Here is a 10,797-nt window from a genome sequence, read left to right as displayed (position 1 = left end):
GGCCGCGGAGCAGGCCGCGCCCGCAGGCGCCGGTGGCGACTGCGGGGGGCTTCATAGGCTTTCGCCGAACTTGAGCAGGTTGCCGTGTGGGTCGATCACGTACAGCTCGCGCATGCCCCAGGGCTGCTCGCGCGGGGGATCGACGGCCAGGCCGCGCGCGGCGAAGTCGGCATGCAGCGCGCGCGTGTCGCCCCGCACGTAGCAGGAGGTGTTCTCGGCGATGTGGCGCTCGGTGCAGAGCCAGAAATGCAGCTCGCAGCCGTCGCGCTCGGCGATGAGGTAGTCGTCCGTGTGCAGCCGGGGCATGAACCCCAGCCGGTCGGCGCAGAAGGCCGCGCTCTCGTCCAGGTCGAGCGAGGCCAGCACGGGAACGGTCGCGTGCACGAGCCGGGCCGGCGCGGGTGGGCGGCTCACGGGGTCGCTCACATCCGCTTGCCGGTGGCGGCGTCGAACCAGTGCAGGCGCGACGGGCGCGGCGCGACGTGGATGGTGTCGCCGGGCTGGGGCGAGTGCGTGCCTTCTTCCACGCGCACGATGAGGGATTCGCCGTTCATGCGGGCGTACACCAGGCGTTCGGCGCCCAGCAGCTCGACGGTCTCGACCTGCACGGCCCAGCCGGTGGCGCCGATGTCCAGGTGCTCGGGGCGGATGCCGAGGATCGCGCCCTGCTTGCCGCCTTCCGCGTTTTGGAGCAGGTTCATGGGCGGCGAGCCGATGAAGCTGGCCACGAAGGTCGAAGCCGGCGAGTGGTAGACCTCCTCGGGCGTGCCGAACTGCTCCATCACGCCGCCGTTCATGACGATCATGCGCTGCGCGAGCGTCATGGCCTCGACCTGGTCGTGGGTGACGAACAGGCTGGTGATGCCCAGTTCGCGGTGCAGCTTCTGGATCTCCAGGCGGGTCTGCGCGCGCAGCTTGGCGTCCAGGTTGGACAGCGGCTCGTCGAACAGGAACACCTGCGGCTGGCGCACGATGGCGCGCCCCATGGCCACGCGCTGGCGCTGGCCGCCGGACAGCTCGCGCGGCTTGCGCTCCAGCAGGTGGCCCAGCTCCAGGATCTTGGCGGCCTTGTCCACGCGCCGCTTGATCTCGTCCTTGGGCACCTTGGCGATCTTCAGGCCGTAGGCCATGTTGTCGAAGTTCGTCATGTGCGGGTAGAGCGCGTAGTTCTGGAACACCATGGCGATGTCCCGCTCGGCGGGCTCGAGGTTGTTCACCACGCGCGGGCCGATGGCGATCTCGCCGCCGCTGATCTCTTCCAGGCCCGCGACCATGCGCAGCAGGGTGGATTTGCCGCAGCCCGACGGGCCGACGATCACGATGAATTCGCCATCCTGGATTTCGGCGCTGACGCCGTGGATGACCGGGTTGGCCTTGGGGCCGGCGCCGTAGCGCTTGATGACGTTGCGAAGCGAGAGGGATGCCATATCTTTGGGATTCTTGTCAGATCGATCGGTGGTCGTTGACCGTTATTTCTCGGTGTCCACGAGGCCCTTGACGAACCACTTCTGCATGAGCATCACCACCACGGCCGGCGGAAGCATGGCCAGGATGGCCGTCGCCATGACGATGTTCCATTCGTTCTGGCCGTCCCCGCCGGCGATCATGCGCTTGATGCCGATCACCACCGGGTACATGTCTTCGCTCGTGGTGGCCAGCAGCGGCCACAGGTACTGGTTCCAGCCGTAGATGAACTGGATCACGAAGAGGGCGGCGATCGAGGTCTTGGACAGCGGGATCAGGATGTCCTTGAAGAACCGCATCGGGCCCGCGCCGTCCATGCGCGCGGCCTCGACCAGCTCGTCGGGCACGGTCAGGAAGAACTGGCGGAACAGGAACGTGGCCGTGGCCGATGCGATCAGCGGCACGGTCAGGCCCGCGTAGCTGTTGAGCATGCCGAGGTCGGACACCACCTGGTACGTCGGGCCGATGCGCACTTCCACGGGCAGCATCAGCGTGATGAAGATCAGCCAGAAGCACAGGCCCTTGAAGGGAAAGCGGAAGTACACGATGGCGAAGGCCGACAGCAGCGAGATGGCGATCTTGCCGAAGGTGATGACCAGGGCCGACACCAGGCTGACCCACATCATGCGGGCCACCGGGGCCGTGGAGCCCGCGCCCGCGTCGCGGCCGAACAGGGCGGCCTTGTAGGTCTCCCAGAAGTGGCCGCCGGGCAGCAGCGGCATGGGGGCCTGCACGATCTCCTGCGCGGTGTGCGTGGAGGCGACGAACGCCAGGTACAGCGGAAAGGCGACGATCAGCACGCCCAGCACCATGATCACATGGGCCAGGATGCCGGCGGTCAGGCGGCGCTCAACCATGGGCGGCCTCCATCAAGGAAACGCATTGCATCGGGCGTTGCATCAGTAGTTCACTTTCTTTTCGACATAGCGGAACTGCACCACGGTGAGCGCGACGACGATCAGCATCAGCACCACCGATTGCGCGGCGGAGCCGCCCAGGTCCATGGCCTTGAAGCCGTCGTAATAGACCTTGTAGACCAGGATGGCCGTGTCCTTGCCCGGGCCGCCCTGCGTGGCCGCATCGACGATGGCGAAGGTGTCGAAGAAGGCATAGACCACGTTGATGACCAGCAGGAAGAACGTGGTGGGCGACAGCAACGGGAACTGGATGGTCCAGAAGCGGCGCCACGGGCGCGCGCCGTCGATGGCCGCGGCTTCGATGAGCGACTTGGGGATCGACTGCAGCCCGGCCAGGAAGAACAGGAAGTTGTAGGAGATCTGCTTCCACACCGAGGCCATCACGATCAGCGTCATGGCCTGGCCCGAGTCGAGCAGGTGGTTCCAGTGGATGCCGACCTTCTCCAGGCCGTAGGCCACCACGCCGAGCGACGGCGAGAACATGAACACCCACAGCACCGCGGCCACGGCGGGCGCGACGGCGTAGGGCAGGATCAGCATGGTCTTGTAGAACATGGCCGCCTTGACCACGCGGTCGGCGAAGATCGCCAGCATCAGCGACAGGCTGATGCCGATGCCCGCCACCAGCACGGAGAACATGGCCGTGGTCTTGAACGACTCCACGTAGCTGCCGTCGTTGAAAAGCTGGCGGAAGTTGGCCAGGCCCACCCATTCGGTGGAGGTTCCGAAGGCGTCCTGCAGCTGCATCGACTGCACCAGCGCCTGGCTGGCAGGCCAGAAGAAGAAGACCAGGATGATGGCCATCTGCGGCGCGATGAGCAGCCAGGGCAGCCAGGCAGATTTGAAACGGACGCGTTTTTCCATGGGGCGGAAGGTTGGGAGAAATCGGCGCTTCCCAAAGCAAAAAGCAGATGGATGACCCATCTGCTTTTTACGGTTGGCGAAACGGTCAGTTTAAGCCGTATTACGACTTGTTCGCCTTCTGGAAGCGTTCCAGTTGCTCGTTTCCACGCTTGACGATCGTGTCCAGCGCTTCCTTGGCGGTCTTCTTGCCGGACCACACCTGTTCGAGCTCTTCGTCCTCGATTGCGCGGATCTGCACGTAGTTGCCCAGGCGGATGCCGCGGCTCTTGTCGGTCACCTTGCGGATCATCTGCGTCACGGCCACGTCGGTGCCGGGATTCTGCTGGTAAAAGCCCGACTTCTCGGTCAGCTCATACGCGGCCTTGGTGACGGGCAGGTAGCCGGTGCGCTTGTGGCTGGCGGACTGCACTTCGGGCGTGGAGATGAACTGGAAGAACTGCGCCACGCCCTTGTATTCGGCAGGCTTCTTGCCGGCCATGACCCACAGGCTCGCGCCGCCGATCACGGTGTTCTGCGGTGCGCCGGGCACGTCGGGGTAGTAGGGCAGGGGAGCCAGGCCGTAGGCGAACTTGGCGTTCTTGGCCACGTTGCCGTAGAAGCCCGACGACGTGTTGATCATGGCGCACTCGCCGGACACGAAGCTGGCCTCGGGCACGTTGCCGCGGCCCTTGTAGACGAACAGGCCCTGCTTGGCCATGTTGGCCAGGTTCTCGATGTGGCGCACGTGCAGGGGCGAATCGACCTTGAGGCGCGCGTCCAGGCCCTGCAGGCCGTTGGACTTGCTGGCGAACTCCACGTTGTGCCAGGCCGAGAAGCTCTCGACCTGCGTCCAGTTCTGCCAGGCCGTGGTGAACGGGCACTTGTGGCCCGAGGCCTTGAGCTTGGCCGCCGCGTTGACCACTTCGGGCCAGGTGGCAGGTGCCTTGTCGGTGGGCAGGCCGGCCGCCTTGAAGGCGTCCTTGTTGAAGTAGAAGATGGTGGTGGAGCTGTTGAACGGGAAGCTCAGCATCTGGCCGTTGGGGGCCGTGTAGTAGCCGGCCACGGCGGGGATGTAGGCGGCCGGGTCGAACTTCGCGCCCGCGTCCTGCATCACCTTGCCCACGGGCACGATGGCGCCCTTGCTGGCCATCATGGTGGCCGTGCCCACTTCGAACACCTGCAGGATGTGCGGTGCGTTGCCGGCACGGAAGGCGGCGATGGAGGCCGTCATGGACTCGTCATACGTGCCCTTGTAGGTCGGCACGATCTTGTATTCCTTCTGGCTCTCGTTGAACTGCTTGGCCAGGTCGTTCACCCACTCGCCGTTGACCGCGGTCATCGAATGCCACCATTGGATCTCGGTCTGTGCCTGCGCCGTGGCGCAGAGCGAAGCGGCGATGGCGGCAGCGGCCGCCAGGTGCTTGAATTGCATGAAAACTCCTCGAATCGATACGAAATGCACGAAGCGCCGATGGTAGGACGCATTTCGTGACACGAATATGTCGTTGTCGCATAGGCCCACGCAGTGATCAAGCGGGGAAACCCGTCGCGGCGCAGGGCCCCGCCATGGCCGCCAAACGGGCGCCAGTGCTGGCGATTTCGTGACAATTCCGTGACAGATCGGCGGTGGCGGGAGTCGCCTTGGCGACTGGTGCCGTGCACCATTTCAGCGAATTGCAAGGATGCCAGCAGGGTTTTGTGCGGTGCACAATGATCTCGCGTCCCCATTTCGGGGCTGATCGCGGGGCCGAATCCCGCGCCTTTTCCTTTTCCGATCCTCCGGACCTTTCCATGGCCAAAACCTCTCTGGACAAAAGCAAGATCAAGTTCCTGTTGCTCGAGGGCATCCACCCGTCCGCGCTCGACGTGCTGCGCGGTGCGGGCTACACGCAGATCGAGGCGATCTCCGGCGCGCTGCCCGACGACGAGCTCAAGCGCAAGATCGCCGATGCGCACTTCGTGGGCATCCGCTCGCGCACCCAGCTGACGGCCGAGGTCTTCGCCCAGGCGCACAAGCTCGTGGCCGTGGGGTGCTTTTGCATCGGCACCAACCAGGTGGACCTGAACGCCGCGCGCGAGCGCGGCATCGCCGTGTTCAACGCGCCGTACTCCAATACCCGCTCGGTGGCCGAACTGGTGCTGGCCGAGGCCATCCTGCTGTTGCGCGGCATTCCCGAGAAGAACGCGGTGGCGCACCGCGGCGGCTGGCTGAAGTCGGCCGACAACGCCTACGAGATCCGCGGCAAGACGCTGGGCATCGTGGGCTACGGCTCCATCGGCACGCAGCTGTCGGTGCTGGCCGAGGGCCTGGGCATGCACGTGATCTTCCACGACGTGGTCAACAAGCTGCCCCTGGGCAATGCGCGCCAGGCGCCTTCGCTGCACGCGCTGCTGGGGCAGGCCGACATCGTGAGCCTGCACGTGCCCGAGCTGCCTTCCACGCAGTGGATGATCGGCGCGGCCGAGATCGCGGCGATGAAGCCGGGCGGCATCCTCATCAACGCCGCGCGCGGCACGGTGGTGGAGATCGAGCCGCTGGCCGAGGCGCTCCGCGCCAAGAAGCTGCTGGGCGCCGCCATCGACGTGTTCCCGGTCGAGCCGCGCACCAACAAGGACGAGTTCCTGTCGCCGCTGCGCGGGCTGGACAACGTGATCCTCACCCCGCACATCGGCGGCTCCACCATGGAGGCGCAGGCCAACATCGGGCTCGAAGTGGCCGAGAAGCTGGTCAAGTACAGCGACAACGGCACCTCGATCTCGTCGGTCAACTTCCCCGAGGTGGCGCTGCCCGCGCACCCGGGCAAGCACCGGCTGCTGCACATCCACCAGAACGTGCCGGGCGTGCTGTCGCAGATCAACCAGATCTTCTCGGACAACCGGATCAACATCGCCGCCCAGTACCTGCAGACCAACGAGAAGGTGGGCTACGTGGTGATCGACATCGACGCCCAGTCGTCCGACCTGGCGCAGGACGAGCTGGCCAAGGTGCCGGGCACGATCCGCAGCCGCGTGCTGTTCTGACCGGCCGGGCCGGCCGCCAGGGGCTCCGCCGGCCTGCCTTGGGATTGGGTGCCAAAACGGCCTCCAGCACAATGAAAACGCCGGCATGATGCTATAGAAATAGTAGCATCCGGGGTGCGGTCGTTGCCGCAGCGGCTGGCGGGGCGGTCCCGGCCCCCGGGACCGCCCGGAGGCTGGCATAAAATCGCGGCCCCGAGGCACAGGGGCGCCCCACGCGCCCGACCCAGGTTGACCCCATGAACGTTCCCATAGCGCTGGCTGCCCTGCAGGCGCAGGCCGCCGAGCCCGCCCGCCTGCGAGAGATTCCCTACAACTACACCTCGTTTTCCGACCGGGAAATCGTCATCCGCCTGCTCGGGTCTCCGTCCTGGGACGTGCTCGACCAGCTGCGCCGCGAGCGCCGCACCGGCCGCTCGGCCCGCATGCTCTATGAAGTGCTGGGCGACATCTGGGTGGTGCAGCGCAACCCCTATCTGCAGGACGACCTGCTGGACAACCCCGACCGGCGCAAGCTGCTGGTCGAGGCGCTGGAGCACCGCCTGGCCGAGATCGGCAAGCGCCGCACGCCGGCCGACGACTCCGGCCGCGACCAGCTCGTGGGCCAATTGGTGGACGCCGCCCGCCGTGCCATCGCCGAGTTCGACGCCACCTTCATCGAGGCGGCGCAACTGCGCCGCCAGGTGCAAAAGCGCCTGGGCCGCCACACGGCCAAGGACAACATCAAGTTCGACGGCCTCTCGCGCGTGTCCCACGTGACCGACGCGACCGACTGGCGCGTCGAATACCCGTTCGTGGTGCTCACCCCCGACACCGAGGCCGAGATGGCCGCGCTGGTCAAGGCCTGCATCGACCTGGAGATGACCATCATCCCGCGCGGCGGCGGCACCGGCTACACCGGCGGCGCCATTCCGCTCACCTGGCGCAGCGTGGTCATCAACACCGAGAAGCTCGAAGCCATGACCGAGGTGGAAATGCGCCGCCTCCCGGGCATGGACCGCGAGGTCGCCACGGTGTGGACCGAGGCCGGCGTGGTCACCCAGCGCGTGGCCGATGCGGCCGAGCGCGCGGGCTACGTGTTCGCCGTGGACCCGACCAGCGCCGAGGCCTCTTGCATCGGCGGCAACATCGCCATGAACGCCGGCGGCAAGAAGGCCGTGCTGTGGGGCACGGCGCTCGACAACCTCGCCAGCTGGCGCATGGTGACGCCCGACGCCCAGTGGCTGGAGGTGACCCGTGTGAACCACAACATGGGCAAGATCCACGACGCCGAGGTGGCCAGCTTCGAGCTGCAGTACTTCGAGGCCGACGGCAGGACGCCGATCCGCACCGAACGCCTGGACATCCCCGGCAAGACCTTCCGCAAGGAGGGCCTGGGCAAGGACGTGACCGACAAGTTCCTGTCGGGCCTGCCCGGTATTCAGAAAGAGGGCTGCGACGGCCTCATCACCAGCGCGCGCTGGGTGGTGCACCGCATGCCCGAGCACACGCGCACCGTGTGCCTGGAGTTCTTCGGCAACGCCAAGGATGCGGTGCCCAGCATCGTGGAGATCAAGGACTTCATGTTCGCCGAGCAGCAGCGCAGCGGCGTGCTGCTGGCAGGCCTGGAACACCTGGACGACCGCTACCTGAAGGCCGTGGGCTACGCCACCAAGAGCAAGCGGCACGGCGGCGGCCTGCCGAAGATGGTGCTGTTCGGCGACATCGCGGGCGACAACGCCGACGACGTGGCGCGCGTGACCAGCGAGGTCGTGCGGCTGGCCAATTCGCGCTCGGGCGAGGGCTTCGTCGCCATCAGCCCCGAGGCGCGCAAGAAGTTCTGGCTGGACCGCAAGCGCACGGCCGCCATCAGCCGCCACACCAACGCCTTCAAGATCAACGAAGACGTGGTGATCCCGCTGCCGCGCATGGCCGAGTACACCGACGGCATCGAGCGCATCAACATCGAGCTGTCGCTGCGCAACAAGATCGCGCTGTGCGATGCGCTGGAAGACTTCTTCCTGCGCGGCAACCTGCCGCTGGGCCGCCAGGACGACGCGCACGAGATCCCGTCGGCCGAGCTGCTGGAAGACCGCGTGGGCCAGGCCGTGGCGCTGGTGGGCGAGGTGCGCGCGCTGTGGACCGGATGGCTGCGCGACGTGGAGCCGCTCTTCGCCCAGCTGCAGGACCACACGCTGCGCGCGAGCTGGAAGACCCAGCTGCGCGAGCCGCTGGCCAAGATCTTCGCCGGCGCCGCCTTCCAGCCCATCATGGACGAGGCCCAGGCCATCCACCAGCGCGTGCTCAAGGGCCGCGTGTGGGTGGCGCTGCACATGCATGCCGGCGACGGCAACGTGCACACCAACATCCCGGTCAACAGCGACGACTACCGCATGCTGCAGACGGCCCATGAGGCCGTGGCGCGCATCATGGTGCTGGCCCGCCAGCTCGACGGCGTGATCTCGGGCGAGCACGGCATCGGCATCACCAAGCTGGAGTTTTTGACCGACGACGAGCTGCGGCCGTTCGCCGACTACAAGCAGCGCGTGGATCCCGAAGGGCGCTTCAACAAAGGCAAGCTGCTGCGAAATCAGGAGCGTGGTGCGCTAGTGGATATTGCCCGGGAGCCCGGTTCGGCCCGCAACTCGCTGATGTTCGCCGACCTGACCAACGCCTACACGCCGAGCTTCGGCCTGATGGGGCACGAGTCGCTGATCATGCAGCAGAGCGCCATCGGCGCCATCGCCGATTCGGTCAAGGACTGCCTGCGCTGCGGCAAGTGCAAGCCCGTGTGCGCCACCCACGTGCCGCGCGCCAGCCTGCTGTACAGCCCGCGCAACAAGATCCTCGCCACCTCGCTGCTGGTCGAGGCCTTCCTGTACGAGGAGCAGACGCGCCGGGGCGTGTCGATCAAGCACTGGCAGGAGTTCGAGGACGTGGCCGACCACTGCACCGTGTGCCACAAGTGCTACACGCCGTGCCCGGTCAAGATCGACTTCGGCGACGTGACCATGAACATGCGCAACCTGCTGCGCAAGATGGGCAAGAAGACCTTCCGCCCGGGCAACGCGCTGGCCATGACCATGCTCAACGCCACCAACCCCGACACCATCAAGCTGATGCGCAGCGCCATGGTCGGCGTGGGCTTCAAGGCCCAGCGCATCGCCGTGGACCTGCTGCGCAAGGTGGGCCGCCGCCAGACCGCGCGGCCGCCGGCCACGGTGGGCACCGCGCCGGTCAAGGAGCAGGTGATCCACTTCATCAACAAGAAGCTGCCCGGCGGCCTGCCCAAGAAGACGGCGCGCGCGCTGCTGGACATCGAGAACAAGGACTACGTGCCCATCATCCGCAACCCGGCCACGACCACGGCCGAGACGGAGGCGGTGTTCTACTTTCCCGGCTGCGGCTCCGAGCGCCTGTTCAGCCAGGTGGGCCTGGCCACGCAGGCCATGCTGTGGCATGCGGGCGTGCAGACCGTGCTGCCGCCGGGCTACCTGTGCTGCGGCTACCCGCAGCGCGGCAGCGGCCAGTTCGAGAAGGCCGAGAAGATGATCACCGACAACCGGGTGCTCTTTCACCGCGTGGCCAACACGCTCAACTACCTCGACATCAAGACCGTGGTGGTGAGCTGCGGCACCTGCTACGACCAGCTGCAGGGCTACGACTTCGGCAAGATCTTCCCGGGCAGCCGCATCATCGACATCCACGAATACCTGCTGGAAAAGGGCGTGACCCTGCAGGGCAAGGGCGCCTACCTGTACCACGAGCCCTGCCACAACCCCATGAAGCTGCAGGACTCGGTCAAGACCGTGAAGGCGCTGGTGGGGCCGCAGGTGCTCAAGAGCGAGCGCTGCTGCGGCGAATCCGGCACGCTGGGCGTGACGCGGCCCGACATCTCCACGCAGGTGCGCTTTCGCAAGGAAGAGGAAATCAGGAAGGGCGAGGCCGCGCTGCGGGCCAGCGGCGCAGCGGGCGCGCAGGACAACGTGAAGATCCTCACCAGCTGCCCCAGCTGCCTGCAGGGCCTGAACCGCTACCAGGACGACCTGAACAACGGCCTGCTGGAGGCCGACTACATCGTCGTCGAGATGGCGCGCGAGATCCTCGGCGACCAATGGATGCCCGAATACGTGCAGCGCGCCAATGCGGGCGGCATCGAGCGGGTGCTGGTCTGATGGCGGCCACGGCGCCTGCTGCGGCCACCGTGCCCGGTTGCCCGCTGTGCGATGGCGACGGCGGCGCACTGGTCTGGCGCGGCCCGAAGCTGCGCGTGATCCGCGCGCAGGAGGCCGGCTTTCCGGCCTTCTACCGCGTGGTGTGGAACGCGCACGCGGCGGAGTTCACCGACCTGGACGCGGGCGGCCGCCTGCACTGCATGGAGGCCGTGGCGGCGGTGGAGACCGCGCTGCGCGCCCATGTGGAGCCGGACAAGATCAATCTGGCCGCGCTCGGCAACATGGTGCCGCACCTGCACTGGCACGTGATCGCGCGCTTTGCCTGGGACAGCCATTTCCCCGGCGCCGTGTGGGCCACGCCGCAGCGCGACCGCGCGCCCGAGCGCGAGGCCGAGGTGGCC

8 protein-coding genes are annotated in these 10,797 nt (G+C 66.8%); 3 read left to right on the top strand and 5 right to left on the bottom strand.

The window, feature by feature from the left end; translation table 11 throughout:
* Positions 1-51: 51 nt before the first annotated feature.
* The 5 genes from AC27IO_RS15220 to ugpB form a co-directional block, all read right to left on the bottom strand.
* The gene (locus AC27IO_RS15220) at positions 52-414 is read right to left on the bottom strand and encodes a bleomycin resistance protein (protein WP_498739488.1); all 363 of its coding nucleotides are present in this window, start codon (positions 412-414) and stop codon (positions 52-54) included.
* Positions 415-422: 8 nt separating this feature from the next.
* Positions 423-1,427, bottom strand: a complete 1,005-nt coding sequence (locus AC27IO_RS15215) for a sn-glycerol-3-phosphate import ATP-binding protein UgpC (protein WP_284424727.1) — start codon at positions 1,425-1,427, stop codon at positions 423-425.
* Between the two features lie 42 nt (positions 1,428-1,469).
* Positions 1,470-2,321, bottom strand: a complete 852-nt coding sequence (gene ugpE / locus AC27IO_RS15210) for a sn-glycerol-3-phosphate ABC transporter permease UgpE (protein WP_284393761.1) — start codon at positions 2,319-2,321, stop codon at positions 1,470-1,472.
* A gap of 42 nt (positions 2,322-2,363) precedes the next feature.
* Positions 2,364-3,245 (bottom strand): sn-glycerol-3-phosphate ABC transporter permease UgpA, encoded by an 882-nt coding sequence (gene ugpA, locus AC27IO_RS15205; RefSeq protein ID WP_284393763.1) that lies wholly within the window; start codon positions 3,243-3,245, stop codon positions 2,364-2,366.
* Positions 3,246-3,345: 100 nt separating this feature from the next.
* Entirely contained in the window at positions 3,346-4,656 is a 1,311-nt protein-coding gene (gene ugpB / locus AC27IO_RS15200) for a sn-glycerol-3-phosphate ABC transporter substrate-binding protein UgpB (RefSeq protein WP_272565484.1), read from the bottom strand.
* A 359-nt stretch (positions 4,657-5,015) separates the two neighbouring features.
* On the opposite strand from ugpB, the gene serA reads away from it, so the two are divergent.
* The 3 genes from serA to AC27IO_RS15185 form a co-directional block, all read left to right on the top strand.
* The gene (gene serA, locus AC27IO_RS15195) at positions 5,016-6,245 is read left to right on the top strand and encodes a phosphoglycerate dehydrogenase (RefSeq protein ID WP_284429244.1); all 1,230 of its coding nucleotides are present in this window, start codon (positions 5,016-5,018) and stop codon (positions 6,243-6,245) included.
* A 236-nt stretch (positions 6,246-6,481) separates the two neighbouring features.
* Positions 6,482-10,396, top strand: coding sequence for a DUF3683 domain-containing protein (locus AC27IO_RS15190; RefSeq protein WP_498739485.1), 3,915 nt, complete (start codon positions 6,482-6,484; stop codon positions 10,394-10,396).
* The coding region (locus AC27IO_RS15185) for an HIT family protein (RefSeq protein WP_498739483.1) at positions 10,396-10,797 on the top strand (402 nt) is incomplete at its 3' end. The genes AC27IO_RS15190 and AC27IO_RS15185, both read left to right, overlap by 1 nt.

The organism is Acidovorax sp. KNOB132 (assembly GCF_057541515.1).
The sequence above is the reverse complement of the archived record's forward strand: the minus strand, read 5'-3'. Positions and strand labels throughout refer to the sequence as shown.

Coding starts and splice junctions, on each gene's coding strand:
- AC27IO_RS15215 (WP_284424727.1), bottom strand. CDS start 1,427: ATGGCATCCCTCTCGCTTCGCAACGTCATCAAGCGCTACGGCGCCGGC.
- ugpE (WP_284393761.1), bottom strand. CDS start 2,321: ATGGTTGAGCGCCGCCTGACCGCCGGCATCCTGGCCCATGTGATCATG.
- ugpA (WP_284393763.1), bottom strand. CDS start 3,245: ATGGAAAAACGCGTCCGTTTCAAATCTGCCTGGCTGCCCTGGCTGCTC.
- ugpB (WP_272565484.1), bottom strand. CDS start 4,656: ATGCAATTCAAGCACCTGGCGGCCGCTGCCGCCATCGCCGCTTCGCTC.
- serA (WP_284429244.1), top strand. CDS start 5,016: ATGGCCAAAACCTCTCTGGACAAAAGCAAGATCAAGTTCCTGTTGCTC.
- AC27IO_RS15190 (WP_498739485.1), top strand. CDS start 6,482: ATGAACGTTCCCATAGCGCTGGCTGCCCTGCAGGCGCAGGCCGCCGAG.